The sequence below is a fragment of the Thiomonas intermedia genome, from assembly GCF_002028405.1.
GTDB classification, from domain to species: Bacteria; Pseudomonadota; Gammaproteobacteria; order Burkholderiales; family Burkholderiaceae_C; genus Thiomonas; species Thiomonas intermedia.
The window spans coordinates 2,439,973-2,456,956 of the sequence record NZ_CP020046.1; the positions used below are offsets into that span (position 1 = coordinate 2,439,973).

General features: G+C 66.5%; 19 protein-coding genes, 1 tRNA gene and 1 riboswitch. Of the genes, 4 read left to right on the forward strand and 16 right to left on the reverse strand.

All coding sequences use genetic code 11. From position 1 onward, the window contains the following. Positions 1-3: 3 nt before the first annotated feature. The 6 genes from prmA to BVH73_RS11475 form a co-directional block, all read right to left on the reverse strand. On the reverse strand, positions 4-900 hold the full coding sequence (prmA, locus tag BVH73_RS11450) for a 50S ribosomal protein L11 methyltransferase (RefSeq protein ID WP_079418785.1): 897 nt from the start codon (positions 898-900) through the stop codon (positions 4-6). Between the two features lie 7 nt (positions 901-907). Continuing rightward, positions 908-2,260 (reverse strand): acetyl-CoA carboxylase biotin carboxylase subunit, encoded by a 1,353-nt coding sequence (gene accC, locus BVH73_RS11455; RefSeq protein ID WP_079418787.1) that lies wholly within the window; start codon positions 2,258-2,260, stop codon positions 908-910. A 174-nt stretch (positions 2,261-2,434) separates the two neighbouring features. Next, entirely contained in the window at positions 2,435-2,908 is a 474-nt protein-coding gene (accB, locus tag BVH73_RS11460; RefSeq protein WP_079418789.1) for an acetyl-CoA carboxylase biotin carboxyl carrier protein, read from the reverse strand. 40 nt (positions 2,909-2,948) lie between these two features. After that, positions 2,949-3,404 (reverse strand): type II 3-dehydroquinate dehydratase, encoded by a 456-nt coding sequence (aroQ, locus tag BVH73_RS11465; protein WP_079418791.1) that lies wholly within the window; start codon positions 3,402-3,404, stop codon positions 2,949-2,951. A gap of 51 nt (positions 3,405-3,455) precedes the next feature. Then, entirely contained in the window at positions 3,456-3,989 is a 534-nt protein-coding gene (locus BVH73_RS11470; protein ID WP_079418793.1) for a TlpA disulfide reductase family protein, read from the reverse strand. A 54-nt stretch (positions 3,990-4,043) separates the two neighbouring features. Then, entirely contained in the window at positions 4,044-4,664 is a 621-nt protein-coding gene (locus BVH73_RS11475) for a hypothetical protein (protein ID WP_079418795.1), read from the reverse strand. 134 nt (positions 4,665-4,798) lie between these two features. Between BVH73_RS11475 and BVH73_RS11480 the strand changes: the two genes are divergently transcribed. Continuing rightward, positions 4,799-6,643: an ATP-binding cassette domain-containing protein gene (locus BVH73_RS11480; RefSeq protein ID WP_425444142.1), complete on the forward strand. Its 1,845-nt coding sequence runs from the start codon at positions 4,799-4,801 to the stop codon at positions 6,641-6,643. After that, positions 6,633-7,124 carry a PGDYG domain-containing protein gene (locus tag BVH73_RS11485; protein ID WP_079418799.1) on the forward strand — a complete coding sequence of 164 codons (492 nt, stop codon included), beginning with the start codon at positions 6,633-6,635 and terminating at the stop codon, positions 7,122-7,124. The genes BVH73_RS11480 and BVH73_RS11485 overlap by 11 nt, the downstream gene beginning before the upstream one ends. On the opposite strand, the gene BVH73_RS11490 is transcribed toward BVH73_RS11485, so the two are convergent. Further along, positions 7,088-7,582 (reverse strand): signal peptide prediction, encoded by a 495-nt coding sequence (locus tag BVH73_RS11490; RefSeq protein WP_245800329.1) that lies wholly within the window; start codon positions 7,580-7,582, stop codon positions 7,088-7,090. The genes BVH73_RS11485 and BVH73_RS11490 overlap by 37 nt on opposite strands. Before the next feature lie 35 nt (positions 7,583-7,617). Next, positions 7,618-7,721: riboswitch (TPP riboswitch) on the forward strand. Positions 7,722-7,776: 55 nt separating this feature from the next. Between BVH73_RS11490 and BVH73_RS11495 the strand changes: the two genes are divergently transcribed. Further along, positions 7,777-9,063: a purine-cytosine permease family protein gene (locus BVH73_RS11495; protein WP_079418801.1), complete on the forward strand. Its 1,287-nt coding sequence runs from the start codon at positions 7,777-7,779 to the stop codon at positions 9,061-9,063. 9 nt (positions 9,064-9,072) lie between these two features. Here BVH73_RS11495 and thiD read toward each other — a convergent pair whose 3' ends face one another. The 8 genes from thiD to BVH73_RS11535 form a co-directional block, all read right to left on the reverse strand. Next, on the reverse strand, positions 9,073-9,933 hold the full coding sequence (gene thiD / locus BVH73_RS11500; protein ID WP_079418803.1) for a bifunctional hydroxymethylpyrimidine kinase/phosphomethylpyrimidine kinase: 861 nt from the start codon (positions 9,931-9,933) through the stop codon (positions 9,073-9,075). Beyond that, on the reverse strand, positions 9,920-10,594 hold the full coding sequence (thiE, locus tag BVH73_RS11505) for a thiamine phosphate synthase (RefSeq protein ID WP_079418805.1): 675 nt from the start codon (positions 10,592-10,594) through the stop codon (positions 9,920-9,922). Before thiE ends, thiD begins: the two co-directional genes overlap by 14 nt. Positions 10,595-10,597: 3 nt before the next feature. Next, on the reverse strand, positions 10,598-11,425 hold the full coding sequence (thiM, locus tag BVH73_RS11510) for a hydroxyethylthiazole kinase (RefSeq protein ID WP_079418807.1): 828 nt from the start codon (positions 11,423-11,425) through the stop codon (positions 10,598-10,600). Between the two features lie 57 nt (positions 11,426-11,482). Continuing rightward, complete coding sequence (rlmH, locus tag BVH73_RS11515) at positions 11,483-11,953, reverse strand: 23S rRNA (pseudouridine(1915)-N(3))-methyltransferase RlmH (protein WP_079418809.1); 471 nt, start codon at positions 11,951-11,953, stop codon at positions 11,483-11,485. A 37-nt stretch (positions 11,954-11,990) separates the two neighbouring features. Beyond that, positions 11,991-12,758 carry a ribosome silencing factor gene (rsfS, locus tag BVH73_RS11520; protein WP_079418811.1) on the reverse strand — a complete coding sequence of 256 codons (768 nt, stop codon included), beginning with the start codon at positions 12,756-12,758 and terminating at the stop codon, positions 11,991-11,993. A gap of 13 nt (positions 12,759-12,771) precedes the next feature. Continuing rightward, entirely contained in the window at positions 12,772-13,395 is a 624-nt protein-coding gene (gene nadD / locus BVH73_RS11525) for a nicotinate-nucleotide adenylyltransferase (RefSeq protein ID WP_079418813.1), read from the reverse strand. Further along, entirely contained in the window at positions 13,392-14,306 is a 915-nt protein-coding gene (gene hemF / locus BVH73_RS11530; protein ID WP_079418815.1) for an oxygen-dependent coproporphyrinogen oxidase, read from the reverse strand. The genes nadD and hemF overlap by 4 nt, the downstream gene beginning before the upstream one ends. A 467-nt stretch (positions 14,307-14,773) precedes the next feature. Then, positions 14,774-14,849: transfer RNA gene (locus BVH73_RS11535), tRNA-Ala, on the reverse strand. Between the two features lie 153 nt (positions 14,850-15,002). Here BVH73_RS11535 and BVH73_RS11540 point away from each other — a divergent pair. Then, on the forward strand, positions 15,003-15,902 hold the full coding sequence (locus tag BVH73_RS11540; RefSeq protein WP_245800330.1) for an alpha/beta hydrolase: 900 nt from the start codon (positions 15,003-15,005) through the stop codon (positions 15,900-15,902). On the opposite strand, the gene BVH73_RS11545 is transcribed toward BVH73_RS11540, so the two are convergent. Beyond that, on the reverse strand, positions 15,886-16,788 hold the full coding sequence (locus BVH73_RS11545; protein ID WP_079418819.1) for an NAD(P)-dependent oxidoreductase: 903 nt from the start codon (positions 16,786-16,788) through the stop codon (positions 15,886-15,888). The genes BVH73_RS11540 and BVH73_RS11545 overlap by 17 nt on opposite strands. Positions 16,789-16,984: the final 196 nt, after the last annotated feature.

Consider the following 16,984-nt stretch of genomic DNA (forward strand, 5'->3'; position numbering starts at 1 on the left):
GGGTCAGCGATGGGTGCGACCGGCGAGGCAGACCCAGCCGTCCAGCGTCTTGTCGATCTGCAGCGTGGCGTAGGGCGAGTAGGCGGCGATCAGTTCTTCGGCCTGGCGGTCGAGAATGCCGCTGAGCACCAGCCATCCGCCAGGGCTCACATGGGCGGCAATCGCCGGCGCGAGCAGCTTGAGCGGCGCGGACAGAATATTGGCGACGACGATGTCGAAACGCGCATCGCGCACGCCATCGGGCAGATCGGCCTGCAGGGTGACGTCGTTGGCCGAGGCGTTGGCCTTGGTGGCGGTGACGGCATCGGGGTCGATGTCCACGCCGACCACGGGCCCGGCGCCGAATTTGGCGGCGGCGATGGCCAGAATGCCCGAGCCGCAGCCGTAGTCGAGCACGCTATGTTCTTGCAGGGTTTGTCGCGCCAGCCATTCCAGGCACAGCCGCGTGGTGGGATGGGTGCCGGTGCCGAAGGCCAGCCCGGGGTCGAGGCGGATGATGGGCACGTCGGTGGCCGGGGGTTCGTGCCAGCTCGGCACGATCCACAGCGCGTCCGCGATCGATACGGGCTGGAACTGCGATTGCGTCAGCCGCACCCAGTCCTGATCTTCGACCGTGCTTTGGCGCACCTCGCGCAGGTCCGGCAGGATGTCTTCGGCCAGCAGGGCGGCCAGCGCGGCGTCGGCCTGGGCCTCGTCGGCGAACAAGGCGCGCACCAGCGATTGCGCCCACGCGCCCTTGGGCGGGGGCATGCCGGGCTCGCCATATAGCGCCTGCTCCTGCGCCGTGTCGCCGAAGCGGTCCTCGACGCTTACGCTCAAGGCGCCCAGCTCCATCAAGGCATCGGAGAGAAGTTCGGCCTGCTCTTCGCTGACGGGAAGGGTGACTTCGCGATAAGTCATGGGTATCTCAGGCAGGATGCCGCGCAGCGAGGTATTCCTCGAGGTAGTGGATGCTGGTGCCGCCTTCGATGAAGCGGGCGTCCACCATGAGCTCGCGATGCAGCGGGATATTGGTCTGGATGCCGTCCACCACCATCTCTGACAGCGCGATGCGCATGCGCGCAATGGCCTGTTCCCGCGTGGCGCCATGCACGATGATCTTGCCGATCATCGAGTCATAGTTGGGCGGGACGAAATAATTGGCATAGGCGTGAGAATCGACGCGCACGCCAGGGCCGCCCGGGGTGTGCCACACGCTGATGCGGCCCGGCGACGGGGTGAATTTGTAGGGGTCTTCGGCATTGATGCGGCACTCGATCGCGTGACCGTTGAACTGCACGCCGCGCTGGCGCACGCTCAGCTTCTCGCCCGCGGCGATGCGGATCTGCTCGGCCACGATGTCGACGCCGGTGATGAGTTCGGTGACAGGGTGTTCGACCTGCACGCGGGTGTTCATCTCGATGAAGTAGAACTCGCCGTTCTCATACAGGAACTCGAACGTGCCCGCACCGCGATAGCCGATTTTCTTGCAGGCATCGGCGCAGCGCGTGCCGATGCGCTCGATGAGTCGGCGCGGAATGCCGGGCGCCGGCGCTTCTTCCAGCACTTTCTGGTGACGGCGCTGCATCGAGCAGTCACGCTCGCCCAGCCACACCGCGTTGCCGTGGGTGTCGGCCAGAATCTGGATTTCGATATGCCGCGGCTGGAGCAGGAATTTCTCCATATAGACCGCCGGATTGCCGAAAGCTGCGCCGGCTTCGCTGCGAGTCATGGTGACCGCATTGATCAGCGCCGCCTCGGTATGCACCACGCGCATGCCGCGGCCACCGCCGCCGCCCGCCGCCTTGATGATGACCGGATAGCCGATGGATCGCGCGATGCGCGTGATCTCGCGCGGATCTTCAGGCAGCGCGCCCTCCGAGCCGGGCACGCAGGGCACGCCCGAGCGGATCATGGCCTGTTTGGCGCTGACCTTGTCGCCCATCAGTCGGATCGAATCGGGTCGCGGCCCTATGAAGGCGAAGCCGGATTTCTCCACCCGCTCGGCGAAGTCGGCGTTTTCCGACAGAAAGCCATAACCCGGGTGAATGGCTTCGGCATCGGTCACTTCCGCGGCCGAGATGATGGCCGGCATATGCAGATAACTCTGCGCCGACGGCGCCGGACCGATGCAGACCGCCTCGTCGGCGAGCCTCACATACTTGGCTTCTCGGTCGGCTTCCGAATAGACCACCACGGTCTGAATGCCCAACTCGCGGCAGGCACGCTGCACCCGAAGGGCGATTTCGCCACGGTTGGCAATGAGGATTTTTTTGAACATGCGCGTTGTCCGTTCAAGTGCTGGGAAGGGCGAAATCGCCCGCGTAGCGCAGGGGTGGCGGTCAGAGACCGGCGCTCATCTGGCGCTTCGGGCGTGCCATTGCACGCGCCCGGCCCGTTCCCCGGGGGAAATCAAGAAAACCGGGAAGGCCCCGGTGCTTTCCTGCAAAAGCCATTACTCGATCACGAACAGGGGTTGACCGAACTCCACGGCCTGGCCGTTCTCGCTCATCACGGCCTTCACCACGCCATCCTTGTCGCATTCGATCTCATTGAGGATTTTCATGGCCTCGATGATGCACAGGGTCTGCCCGACCTTGACCGTATCGCCGACATCGACGAACGGCGCGGCACCAGGCGATGAGGAACGATAAAACGTACCGACCATTGGTGACTTGAGCACATGGCCTTCGATGGCCGGCGGCCCTTCCGCGGCAGGCGCAGCAGCCGGGACCGCAGCGGGCATGGGCGCGGCGTGGGCCGGCGCGTAATGCACCGGCGCCTGGGCAGGCATCTGGGCGTATTGCACGATAGGCTGGGGCTGCGCCTTGACGATGCGAACCGTGCCCTCCGCTTCCGTGATCTCCAGCTCGGAGACGTTGGAATCGGAGACCAGGTCGATCAAAGTCTTGAGTTTGCGTAAATCCATGATCTGTCGTTAAGTCGCTGATAAGTGTCGCATTAGACCATCAATTTTTACGATTCCCAAGATCAGCCACGGCGTGGCGCAAGGCCAGAACATAGCCGTGCGCGCCGCAGCCGCTGATGACGGCGGTGGCCAGATCGGAAAAGTAGGAGTGATGGCGGAAGGGTTCGCGGCGGTACACATTGCTCAGATGCACCTCGATGAACGGCAGATCGGTCGCCGCGATGGCGTCGCGCAGCGCCACGCTGGTGTGGGTATAGGCCGCGGGATTGATCACGATGTAGCGCGTGCCATCCCCTCGGGCCGCATGCAGACGGTCGATCAGTGCGCCTTCATGATTGCTCTGGAAGGCCCGCACCTCCACGGCCAGCTCCGCAGCCAGAGTCTGCAGGGACTGATTGATGTCTTCCAGCGTGGTCGCACCGTAGATGTGCGGTTCACGTTGGCCCAGAAGGTTGAGGTTCGGTCCATGGAGAACGAGGATGCGTGGCTGGCTCATGGAGAAACGGTCCGATACGAAATCGAGTAGGGGGCGGGGCGGGAGGGCGGTTCAGTGCGCCGTAGGCACGGCTTCTTTCAGTTCGTCCAGAGACGTTCTTCCCAGCCTCTGGAAGACCACATCGCCCTTGCCGTCGAGAACGACCGTAAAGGGTAGTCCGCCTTGCTTGTTGCCCAGGCTGGTGCTGAGAGCGATGCCGTTCATGCCCCCGAGCAGGATGGGGTAACTCACTGGATGCCCCTTCAGAAAGGCTCGCACCGCTGTTGGGTTGTCGAGCGCAATGCCGACCATTTCTATGCCTTTGTCTTTGTTCTGCTTGTAAAACTCGGAAAAATCGGGCATTTCTGCAATGCAGGGCGGGCACCAGCTCGCCCAGAAATTGATCACCAGGGGCTTGCCACGGTATTGCGAAAGATCGATGTCTTTTCCTTGTAGATCGGCAAGTTTGTCGGCATAAAACGATTGAACTGCATTGTTCTCGACCGTAATGGGCACGCTGCGCTCACGTTGAAACCAGGCGTTGCCCACTACAACGGCGATCAGCAGGATGATGGCAGCGGAGATCCAGATATTGACTTTGTTCATGGCCTAGGGCGTAGCGGTCAGACTGTAGGCATTGTGCACGCAAGGCGAACTGGCTCAATGTGGCGGGTTATCGTCGAGGGCTGCAGGCTGCTGCAAGAGTTGCCGAAGCGCAGAGAGCGTGCCTCGGGGTGTGCGGCCCTGCGCATCGGGCAGCAGGGCACCGCGGATGTCCTTGTCCGGGTAAAGGCTGAGATGGGCGAGGAAGCCCTCGCGTTCGTGCGGGGGCCAGGCCAGGGTCAACTGCTCGATGCGTCCGCGGCCGGCATAGTGCGGCGCTTCGCCGACCTGCACGGAAAAGCCGCGGTCGATGCAGTGGATCTCCACCCCCTTGGTGTCGTCGGTGAACAGCAGCACGTGCAGATCGGAGTGCTCGTTGGCCGTGCCATGCCACACGGCCCCCGCCAGATGAGGGTGGTACGCGGCAAATTCCTCCATCAGCGTCAGCGCCGCGCGTCGCAGTTGCAGCAGTTGCGACGGCTGCGTATCGGCATGGAAAAGCGCCAGTTCCTCGCGAACCTGTTGCTCGATTTCGTCGTTGCTTGGCAGCAGATCGTGGGCGGGCCGATGACCCAGAAGCCGCTTGGCGGCCTTGCGTTTGGCCGTGCCGTAGTCCAGACCCTCTTCGACGATCAGGCGGGCGGCGAGCACGGCGAGTTCAGCACGCAGGGAGTCCATCGGCGCATGGTAGCGTCGCGCCGCTGGCACAATGAGCGCCCCTCCTTTTGCAAGAAGCGCTACGCATGGCCGTTCTCTCCGTCTCGGATTTGTCGCTCGCCTTTGGCCATGTGGCCCTGCTCGATCATGCCGCCATGGCCCTGGAGACCGGTGAGCGCGTGGGCCTGATCGGTCGCAACGGGACGGGCAAGTCTTCGCTGTTGCGCATTCTGGCCGGGCTGGAGCCGCCCGACGATGGTCTGGTGCAGGTGCAGCAGGGTCTGCGCCGGGTGTATGTGCCGCAGGAGGCGACGTTTGCCGCCGGGGCCACGGTCTTCGACGTGGTCAGCGAGGGCGTGGCCGAGGCCCGGGCCTTGCGTGACCGCTTCGAGCAACACGCGCCGGACGACGATCTCGATGCCTTGCAGACCCGTATCGAACTGCTGGACGGCTGGAACTGGGAGACGCGGGTCGATCAAACCCTGCAGCGGCTGCAGCTCGACGGCGCCGTCCGCGTGGACAGTCTTTCCGGGGGCATGCAGAAGCGGGTGGCGCTGGCGCAGGCGCTGGTGGCGGCCCCCGACGTGCTGCTGCTCGACGAGCCGACCAATCACCTCGACCTCGACGCCATCGCCTGGCTGGAGGAATTGCTCACCGGGTTTCGCGGCAGCCTGATCCTGATCACGCACGATCGGGCCTTTCTCGACGATGTCGCCACCCGCATCATCGAACTCGATCGCGGCACCTTGCGCAGCTATCCGGGCAATTTCGCGGCCTACGAGGCGCGCAAGGAGCAGGAGCTGGCCGACGAGGCCGTGATGAATGCGCGCGCCGACAAGCTTCTGGCGCAGGAAGAGGTCTGGATCCGCAAGGGCGTGGAGGCGAGGCGCACCCGAAGCGTCAGCCGCATCAACCGGCTGGAGGCGCTGCGCAGCCAGCGCGCGGCCCGGCGTGACTCGCTCGGGCGAGTCAAGCTCGACGTGGACGGCGGGCAGTCCAGCGGCAAGATCGTGGCCGAGTTGCAGCACGTCGACAAGGCCTACGGCGAGCGGGTGATCGTGCGCGATTTCTCCGCCACCCTTCTGCGGGGCGACAAGGTGGGCCTCATCGGCCCCAATGGCGCGGGCAAGACCACCCTGCTCAAACTCATTCTGGGCGAGGTCGCGCCGGACGGCGGCACCGTGCGCCAGGGCACGCGGCTGCAGGTGGCGTATTTCGACCAGATGCGCGCCGTGCTCAACCCCGACGCCACCCTGGCCGACACCATCAGCCCGGGCAGCGAATGGGTGGAGGTGGCCGGGCAGCGTAAGCATGTGATGAGTTATCTGGGCGATTTTCTGTTTTCGCCGGCGCGGGCCAACTCGCCGGTCAAGTCGCTCTCCGGCGGCGAGCGCAATCGACTGTTGCTCGCTCGCCTGTTCGCCCGCCCGGCCAATGTGCTGGTGCTCGACGAGCCGACCAATGATCTCGACATCGACACGCTCGAACTGCTGGAGCAGTTGCTGCAGGATTTTCCCGGCACCGTCTTCCTGGTCAGCCACGACCGGCGTTTTCTCGACAACGTGGTGACCAGCACCCTTGTGTGCGAAGGCACGCCGGACGATCCGGGCCGCTGGCGCGAGTACGAGGGCGGCGTGACCGACTGGCTCACCCAGTCCCAGCGCGCCCGCGCCTTGCAGGCGCAGTTGACCAAGTCGGCGGCCGGCGCCTCGGACAAGCGCGGCGCGGCGCAGACCAAACCCACGCCGACCGAGCCCGCCATCCCCGCGGCACCGGCCAGACGCAAGCTCAGCTACAAGGAGCAGCGCGAACTGCAGGAACTGCCCGGCCGCATCGCCGCGCTGGAGGCCGAGCAGAAATCGCTCTCCGATCAGTTGGCCGACCCGGCCAGCTATACCTCGGCCACCGGGCGTATCAGCGAAATGCAGGAGCGCTACGCCCAGATCGACGAGGAACTGCTCCACGCCCTGGAGCGCTGGGAGGTGCTCGATGGCAAGTGATGAGATCCGCGCGTCTGCGGAAGATGCGCAGCCGCCCCTGCTGCGCGATGTGGATCTGCGGAGCGACCCTCAGGCGGCCAGCTACATCAAGCACGAGACCGTGCAGGTGCAGTTCGCCACGAAGGCGGGTGAACTGAGCAGCCGCGAAGGGCCGAACCGCTACGCCGCGGGCGACGCCATTCTCACCGGCGCCACCGGCGACCGCTGGAGCGTGTCGCGTGCCCGCTTCGAGGCGCGCTACCAGACGCTCGGAGACGCCGCGATGGGGCAGGACGGGCCCTACGTCAACCAGCCCATTCCGGTGCTGGCGCGGCGTATGACGCATCCGTTCCGCATGGCGCGCAGCGCGGGCGGCGACCTGCTGCACGGCAAGTCAGGCGATTGGCTGCTGCAATACGCGCCGGGCGACTACGGCGTGGTCGAGCAGGGGCGGTTTGCGCAGGTCTACCGTCCGGAGCCGAAGGGGCCCCCCTTGGCGTAGGCCTCGCGTTCGAAGCGATTGGCCAGGTAGGCATCGCGCCCGTGCCAGGCCTGCCACAGACTTTCCAGCAGATAGGCCGGGCCGAAGAACGGGCCCCAGCGTTCGTATTGCCGCACATGCACCCGCTCATGCGCTCGCAGCCTTTGCAGGGCGGCGGTGTCCACCGCGAGGATGACATGGCCCAGGGTCAGCGCGACCAGGCGATGGCGATTGGGCAGACGCAGCATCCAGCGTCCCAGCCTTCCGCCGGTGCATTCCAGGGTGTGATCGCGGCGACGCAGACGGGCGCCGAAAGCACAGGCCGGCGCGGCAACAAGAAGCCCCAGCAGCGAATAGGGGGCAGCCCAGAGCAGGCGTGCGGCAAGGTTCAGGGGGCGGGGGCGCATGGGCGAACACAGATCGGGCAGGACAGCATAGCCGTGCTCCGGCGCCGCCGTGAGGCGGCTCGGGGGCGTCATGCTGCCTACAATCCGCAAAGCGCCTCAATCCTGCGGTGCCACGCTAGGGGTGCGGGCTGTGCGTTTGCAGCATCGCTGAGAGAGTCCCTTCGAACCTGATTGAGGTCATCCTCGCGCAGGGAAGCATGGACGGCGGGTGCCCATCGGGCGCCGCGCCTTGCCGGGTTTCTGCGCGAGCACGCAGGAATCCTGTCATGGCAGTTCATACCCCTTCGGCCGACGCGGCCCATGCTTCCCACACCTCCGTGCCCGCCCAGGAGCGGGTTTTCAGCTTTGGCGACTCGCTGGCGCTCTGGTTCAGCCTGGGGGTGGGGCTGCTGGTCATGCAGGTGGGTGCCTATCTGCGTCCGGGGCTGAGTCTGCCGCAGGCGGCGGGGGCGATCGCGTTGGGTTCCTTGCTGGGGGCAGGGCTGCTGGCCTGGGTGGCGGGCATCGGCAGTCGGCACGGCCTGTCGAGTTCGGCCCTGATCGGTCGCACCCTGGGGCAGCGTTTTGCCATGCTGCCCGTGGCGCTCAATGTCGTGCAACTGCTGGGCTGGACGGCGTTCGAACTCGTGGTCATGCGCGACGGTACCCGCACCATCGTCGATCAGGTGTTCGGTGTACGCGGCACCTGGGTGCCCGTGGCGGCCACGCTGGCCTGGGGCGGGTTGCTGCTGGTGCTGGCCAGTGGGCGGATGATCGGTCTGGTGCGGCGTTTCGTCAGCCGCGCAGCCATGCCGCTGATCATCGCCTCCCTGATGTGGCTGACCTACCAGTTCGGGCTGAAGGCCTGGCACCTGGGCTTTGACGCGCTGTGGGCACGTCCGGGCGACGGCTCGATGAGCCTGCTCGCGGCAGTGGATCTCGTCGTGGCGATGCCCGTGTCGTGGCTGCCGCTGGTGGCCGACTACGCCCGCTACGGCCGGCACGCCGGGGCGACGGCGCGCGGCACCTGGATCGGCTATGCCGCGGCGAACATCTGGTGTTACGCGCTGGGCGTGCTGGTCATCAGCGTCTCGCCGGGCGAGATCGACATGCTCAGCACCCTGCTGCTGGCCCAGGGCGGGCTGATTGCGCTCGGTTTTATTCTGGTGGACGAGGTGGACAACGCCTACGGCGACGTGCATTCGGGCGCGGTATCGACCAACTTTCTCCGCGCGAACTGGACCATCCGCCGCACCGGCATGACGCTGGTGGTCCTGGCCACCGCGGCCGCGCTGGCGCTGCCCATGCATGCGCTGGAGCCCTTCCTGCTCACCCTGAGCTCGGTGTTCGTGCCCTTGTTCGGCGTGGTGATCGCGCAGCTCGCGCCGGGCCTGCCGCCCAAGGGCGACTGGCGCTGGGGGCCGATGGCGGTCTGGCTGCTGGGCATCGGGATCTTTCAGTTGGGCACCGTGTGGTGGCCGAATGAGGGTTCGGCCCTGCCCAGCCTGGCCTTTACGCTCGCGGCAGCGGGCGTGCTGCGCTGGCGCGAAGCGCAGCTGCAGAAAAGCTGCTGACAGGGTTTTCTACAGCGGCTGACGCATCGTCGCCCGCGGGGCGTGGCCATGATCGAGCGGGCCGTGGCCATGGCCGAGCTGCATATCAGCTCCGGCCAGCAGCGCGCGGCGCACGAAGTCGCGGCCTTGCGCCACCGCCTCGACCAGCGGTGCGCCCAGCGCCAGATGGCAGGCAATGGCCGACGACAGGCTGCAGCCGGTGCCGTGGGTGTTGCGCGTGGGAATGCGCGGCGCCTCCCATCGCATCTTCTGGCCATCGGGCTGGAGCAGCAGGTCAATGAGCAGATTGCCGGGCAGATGCCCGCCCTTGAGCAGCACTGCGGGAGCCCCCAGCGCCTGCAGCATGTTCGCGGTGTCTTCCAGTCCGTCGATGCCGATGGCGTCCAGCCGGAGCAGCCAGGCCGCTTCGTCGAGGTTGGGCGTAATCAGCGTGGCGAGGGGAAAGAGTTCGTCCACCAGACGGTCCACGGTGGATTCGGTGATCAGTTTGTCGCCGCTGGTGGCGACCATCACCGGGTCGAGCACCACATGGGCGAAGCGGTGGCGGCGGATGGCATCGGCCACCACCCGCACCACGCCCACGTCGTGCAGCATGCCGATCTTCACCGCATCGACCCCGATGTCTTCGACCACCGCGTCGATTTGCTGCGCTAGCAATTCGGGCGGCAGCGCCTGGATGGCCCGCACGCCCAGCGTGTTCTGCGCCGTGATGGCGGTGATGGCCGTCATGCCATAGCAACCCAGCGCCGCCATGGTCTTGAGGTCGGCCTGGATGCCGGCGCCGCCCCCGCTATCGGAACCGGCGATGCTGAGCACGCGGGCGTAGCGCGCAACGGGGAGGATCTCGGGCGGAGTTTCAGTCGTGGTCATCGCGGCAGTGCAGGGCGTGTGGATCGGTGAACTGGCGCAGCGTGCGCGCGGCCTCGGCCGGGTCGGGTGCGGCGCAGAGGGCGCGCACCACGGCCAGCCCGTCGGCGCCAGCGGCCATGACTTGCGCGGCATTGCCCAGATCGATGCCGCCTATGGCGATCAGGGGCAGATCGGTGAGGGCGCGCAGCGTGCGCAGACCGTCGAGTCCGAGGGCGGGGGCGGTGTCATGCTTGCTCGGCGTGGCGAACACGGGGCTGATGCCCAGATAGTCCACCGACTGGCCAGGTGCCCCGCGCACCTGATCGGCGCTTTCCACCGACAGACCGATCAGCGCGTGCGGCATCAGCCGACGTACGTCTTGCGGGAGCATATCGCTCTGGCCGACATGGACGCCGTCGGCGCCCGCGGCCAGCGCCACGTCGACCCGGTCATTGACGATCAAGGGCACGCCCAGCGGTGCAAGCAGGGCCTTGAGCGCGCGGGCACGCTCGATGAAAGGCCGCGTGTCGAGGTGCTTCTCGCGCAGTTGCACGCAGGTCGCCCCACCCCGCACGGCCTCGGCCACGACGGCCTCCACCCCGCGCGGGCCGCAGAGCGCGGCGTCGGTGACGAGATGCAGCCGAAGCACGGCCAGGGGCCAGCGGCGCCTGGGCTCGGTCATCGCTCAGTCACCGGTTTGCAGGCGCAGCCTGGCGCGGAAGGTTTCGGCGTCCAGGAGTTGCAGACCGTCGAGCAGGGCGATCTGCAATTGGCCGACGCCACGACCATCCGCCCTGACCTGTTCGACGGCGACTTCGCCAACCACGCCCAGATAGGCCATGGCGGCGGTCGTGGCATGAAAGGCGTCGGGCTGCACCGCGCCGAAGGCGCCGATCAGGGCGCTGGCCGAGCAGCCCACGCCCGTGACGCGTGTCATCCACGCGTGCCCGTTGGACAGACGCGCATGGCGACCGTCCGGCGCGAGCACATGGTCGGTCGCGCCACTCACGCAGACCACCGCGCCCAGGCGAGCCGCCAGGGCGCAGGCCGCCTGCACGGCATCGTCCGACGCGGCCGAGCTGTCCACCCCGCGGGTGGCGGCCGCCACGCCGGCCACGCTCAGAACCTCCGAGCCGTTGCCGCGCAGCACTGTGGGGTTGCCTGCGGCGAGCAGCTCGGCCACGGCCTGATTGCGATAAGGCGTGGCCCCGGCACCCACCGGATCGAGCACCACGGGAATGCCGCGGGCGCACGCCTTCTGCAGCGCCATGCGCATGGCCTCGATCCAGTCGGGCTCGAGTGTGCCGATGTTGAGCACCAGCGCCTGGGCGATGCCCGCCATGTCGACGACTTCTTCGCGCGCATGCGCCATCACCGGCGCGGCGCCCAGGGCCAGCAGCGCATTGGCGTTGTAGTTCATCACCACGAAATTGGTGATGTTGTGCACCAGCGGTTGTCGCTCGCGCACGGCGAGCACATCGGCCCAGAGGGAGTCGGGTGTGGGTTGCAGCATGATGAGTCAGGCAGGATGAGCCGTCATTATCGTTGGGGCCAGGGCGGCAGCCGGCGCTCAGGCGCGGTGATAGGGATGCCCGGTCAGCAGGCTGTGGGCGCGGTAGAGCTGCTCGGCCAGCAACACCCGCACGAGACCGTGCGGCAGGGTGAGATCGGAGAGTCGCAGCAAGGTGTCGGCCCTTTGTTTGAGGCGCGGGGCAAGACCGTCGGCCCCACCCACGACCAGGGCGACGTCGCGGCCGTCCTGTCGCCACTGCTGCAGGACTTGAGCCAGCGCCTCGGTGGTCAGACGCTGGCCGCGTTCATCGAGGGTGACGAGGCGCGCGCCCGCAGGCACGGCCGCTTCGATGCGCTGGGCCTCGCGTTCCATCACCGCTTCGGCGCTGAGGCTGGAGCTGCGCGCTTCCGCCCGGATTTCCTTGAGCAGCAAGGGGGTCTCGGGAGGCAGGCGCTTGGCATAGTCGGCATAGGCCTCATCCACCCAGCGCGGCATGCGCTGGCCCACGGCGAGCAGCCAGAGTTTCATGCGTGGCCCGTCGGCGGGTCAGCTGGCCACCGGCACCTCAGGAAGCCCGCTTCTTGGCTGCAACGCGTTTGGCGGGGGGCTTGGCCCCAGGGGTCTTGGCCGCGGGACGCTTGGCCGCAGCCACCTTGGCGGAAGCGGTCTTGCGCGCAGCCGGGCGCTTGGCGGCCGTGGGAACTTCCGCAGCTTGTGCCCGTTTGCGGGCCGGAGCCGCCGGGGCGGAACGCGCGCCGGCCGCGGTGCCGACCACTCGGGTCACGCGCTTTTTCTCGGCACTGGTTTCGCCATACGGCGAGGTGCGGGTGGGGGCGGTAGTTGCCGCAGCTTTCTTGGCGGCGGGGCGTTTGCGGGCCGCCGTCTTGCTGGCAGCCGTCTTGCGCGCAGGAACCTTGGTTTCGTCTTCGGGTTTGTCGGGGCGGCTGTCCGGGCCCTTGGCGGCCACTTTCGCACCCACACGTTTGGCGCCGCCGAGCTTGAGGTGCACCGGCTTGGCGCCCCACAGTTCTTCGAGCTTGTAGTAAGCGCGGATCGCGGGCTGCATGATGTGCACCACCGCCGCGCCGCAGTCCACGAGCACCCATTCGCCGGTTTCTTCGCCTTCGGGGTTGCGCACCTCGAACCCTGCGGCTTTCACGCTGTCGCGCACACTGCTCGCCAGGGCGCGCGTCTGGCGGTTGGACGTGCCACTGGCGACGATGACCCGGTCGAACAGGCTGGTGAGTTCTTCGGTGTTGAACACCTCGATGTCCTGAGCCTTGACGTCTTCGAGGGCGTCGACGATGGTGCGTTGCAGTTTGCGGATATCCATGCTGATGAGTGCGTTAGGCGTGCGTGTAAAGGCGATGTTGATCAATGTAGTGTGCCACAGCGGCGGGCGCCAGCCCGGCAAGGGACTCGCCCTGGGCGATGCTGCGGCGGATGCGCGTGGCGGAAAGGTCGATCTCGGGCATGGACAGGCGGTGCAACTGATGGCCGTGGGCGGCCAATGTGTCGAGCAGATCGGGCGGCGCCTTGTCGTCATAACCCGGGCGTCGCGCCGCGGCGAGATCGACCTGGGCCACGATGTCGTCCCAGCCGTTCCAGGTCGGGAGGTTGCGCAGCTGATCGGCACCGAGGATGAAGGTGAACTCAGTGTCTGGATGCGCGCTGCGCAGTGCGCGTACGGTATCGATGGTGTAGCTCGGCCCCTGGCGCTTGAGCTCGATGTCGCAGGCGCGCAGGCCGGGCCGACCGGCGATGGCGAGGCTCACCATGTCCCAGCGCTGCTGCGGGCTTGCCGCCAGCGGATCGCGCTGCCAGGGCTGCCCGGCGGGGATGAACCAGACCGCGTCGAGCGTCAGCTCGGTGCAGGCGCTCTCGGCGAGTTGCAGGTGCGCGTTGTGGATGGGGTCGAAACTGCCGCCCAGCAGACCGATGCGCCGGGGCGTCGTTGCGGTATCGCTCATGCAGCCGCCCAGTCCCTCGGCTTGAGAAAGACGTCGTAAAGCTGCGCCTCGGGCGAGCCCGCTTCGGGGTGCCAGTCGTAACGCCATTTCACGATGGGCGGCATGGACATGAGGATGGATTCGGTGCGGCCGCCCGACTGCAGGCCGAAGTGGGTGCCCCGATCCCACACCAGGTTGAACTCGACGTAACGGCCGCGGCGGTAGGCCTGGAAGTCGCGCTCGCGCTCGCCATAAGGCATGGCGCGGCGGCGCTCGATCAGCGGCAGATAGGCAGGCAGAAAGGCATCGCCCACCGCTCGCATCAGGGCGAAGCCCTGTTCGAAGCCACCTTCGGTGTAGTCGTCGAAAAACACGCCGCCGATGCCGCGCGGCTCGTTGCGGTGCTTGAGAAAGAAATACTCGTCGCACCAGGCCTTGAAGCGCGGGTAGTGGTCGTCGCCGAACGGTGCCAGCGCGGTCTTGCAAGTGCGGTGAAAGTGGCGGGCGTCTTCTTCGAAGCCGTAATAGGGCGTGAGGTCCATGCCCCCGCCGAACCACGCCACTGGCGCCAGGCCCTCGGGGCTGGCCATGAGCATGCGCACATTCATGTGCACCGTCGGCACGTAAGGGTTGGTCGGGTGGAACACCAGCGAGATGCCCAGCGCCTCGAAAGGCGCCCCCGCCAGTTCGGGCCGGTGCTGGGTGGCCGATGGGGGGAGTTTGGGGCCGCGCACATGCGAAAAATTGCAGCCGCCGCGTTCCAGCAGACCGCCAAATTCGATCAGACTGCTGATGCCCTCGCCCTGCAGGGGCGAGTCGGCGGGGCGTGTCCAAGCATCGCGGCGGAAGGGCTCGCCGTCCGCCGACTGAAGGGCTTGGAGAATGCGGCTCTGGAGATCGAGAAGGTAGGAGCGGACCTGTTCGGTAGGCATGTGAGCGAACCCAGACTGTGCGCCGGGCCTATTTCAGAAGGTCACAATTCTTTCACGATCGCGGGGCGTGCGACGCGCAAATGAAAAGCCCAGGTGTGGGCCTGGGCCTGGGTCTTGGGTGGCATTGGGTTGCCGCGCGCGGGACGGATGGCCGCAGCCTTGCGCGGCAGGGGGTCTTGGGCAAGAAAAAGGGGCCCGGAGAGCCGGATTGGCTAGGCAACACCTCGGGGCAACTGCTGGTGCCGACGCACTTGCAATCCGATGATCCACAGGGCGAACTGCGTGCGCTAAGGCGAAGAAGTTAGCGCCGATTTCGAGCGAAGAGAGGGCGGAACGGAGGGTAACCGGGGATGTTCCTGCCAGGCCATAGAACCCCGGGCGCACACGCAGAATCTGCGGGAACCCCGCGTGTCATGCGGGAAGCACAAATGAAAACGCCCAACTGAGAACCGTTGGGCGTTGAATTTTGGTGGACCGAAGGAGGATCGAACTCCCGACCTCTGCATTGCGAACGCAGCGCTCTCCCAGCTGAGCTATCGGCCCGAAAGCCAAAATCATAACCGACGCGACGAATGCGGGGTCATGGCTCGATGCAAGCGGATTGGTAACGAACGGTATCTTCGATAGTGAGGTGCGACTTCCCGCCCTACCATCGGGCCGTGACAAATCCGTACTCGGACCCGATGGGGTGGGATGATGCGTTACGACGCTGCGGTGCTCGACCGCCAATTCAATAATCGTGAGCTGGTGCCCGACTGGGCAGACTATCTCGCGCGCTGGAAGCGCGATTCCCAGGAGGCGCGCCTGAACTGGCCGTGTCTGCTCGACCTGCCTTATGGCGATGCGATCACCCAGACGCTGGACTGGTTTGCGCCGGCGGCGACCGGGCTGGCACCTTGTCTGGTGTTCATCCATGGTGGCTGGTGGCGCTCGCTGGACAAGGCCGATCACAGTTTCCTGGCACCACCGTTCGTGGCGCGCGGCGTGCATGTGGTCGTCGTGAATTACGCGCTCGCGCCTGGTGCGACGCTGCAGCAGATCGTGCGCGACGTGGTGCAGGCGCTGGCCTGGGTGTGGCGCCGGGCGGAAGATTTTGGCGTGGACCGTTCGCGCATCGTCCTGGCCGGTCATTCGGCCGGTGCTCATCTGGCCGCCATGATGCTGGCTTGCCGCTTCGATTGGTATGGCGATGACCTGCCGGCTCAGATCCCATCGGGTGCCTTGGCACTGTCGGGCGTTTACGACCTCGAAGCGGTTCGAAAGACGGCCTTCCTGCAGCGTGATCTTCAGTTGACCCAGCATGGCGCGCGTGCCATGTCACCGGCATGGCTGCCGCCCTCGGGCCCGGCGCCCCTGGCCCTGGCGGTAGGGGGGGATGAGTCGGAGGCCTTCCACGCACAGGCCAGATTGATGCATCGCCACCGCCCGGGTTCGGGCAAGACCCTGGTCGTGCCCGGCGCTCATCACTTTTCGGTGCTCGATACCTTGGCGCAGACGGGGTCTGCATTGCACACGCGTCTGTGGGATCTGATCGGGGTACGCAAGCCGGTAAGCGAAGCTCCCGACGAAGCGCGAGACCTCACGCTGGCCGGTTGAATGCCTCCTGCTGCAGCTCCAGCACCCGCAGCAGGCTGGAGGTGTCGTCGCGACCCCAGCCCGACTGCATCAGCACCCCGAGTTGGCGCTGCACCTGCTCCAGTGCGGGCAGATGCAGTCCGGCCGCCTGCGCCGATGCCGCGATCAGGCCGAAGTCCTTCGCATGCAGGCGGGCCTCGATGCCCGCGGCGAAATCGCGTCCGGCCATCTTCGGTCCCATCAGGTCGAGCATGCGGCTGCCGGCGAAGCCCGTGCCGATGGCGTCGAGCACCGCCTGGGCATCCACACCCTGTCGCGTCGCATACAGCAACGCTTCCGCGATGGCCTCGATGGTGACGACCTGGATGAGTTGATTGCAGGCCTTGGCCACTTGCCCGCTGCCGCTGGGGCCGACGTGTTTCACATTCGGGCCCAGGGCTCGCAGCAACGGCAACGCCCGTGCGAAAACCTCGGCATCGCCGCCCACCATGAGGCTCAGGCTGGCGTCTCGCGCGCCGCGGACACCGCCCGAGACGGGGGCATCGAGAAAGTGCAGTCCGGCAGTCCGCAACGTTTGCCCGATCTCGCGCGCGCCTTCGGCCGCGATGGTGCTGTGGTCGATGCAAACGGCATCGGGCCGGGCGCCATGCATGGCGCCGTCAGGGCCGCAAAGCACGGTTCGCACGTCTTCGGTCGATGTGACGTTGGTGAAGATGAAGTCGGCGCCCTGCGCGGCTTCTGCCGGTGTGGAGCACACCGTGACGCCGAGCTCGGCGGCGGCGGCGCGGCTGCTCTCGCTGCGGGCATAGACCCTGGCGGAACAGCCCAGCCGCAGCAGATGGCCCAGCATCGGCGTGCCCATGGCGCCCAGGCCGATATAGGTGATCGAGGTCGTTGCAGGGTTCATGGCAGCACGGCAAGGTGAGACGAACAAGGGCATGCGGACGCCATGTTGCGTCGCGCAACGTGTGGCCTCGATCTACGGAATAGGGGGGCTCTATGGCCAGAATTAAAAGAGTCCATTGGACGAATATGGGGGCAAACCCCTAGAGTGTGCACCGCAACATAAATGAAGGTAAAACCTTCCAAGTCGCCCTCTCTCA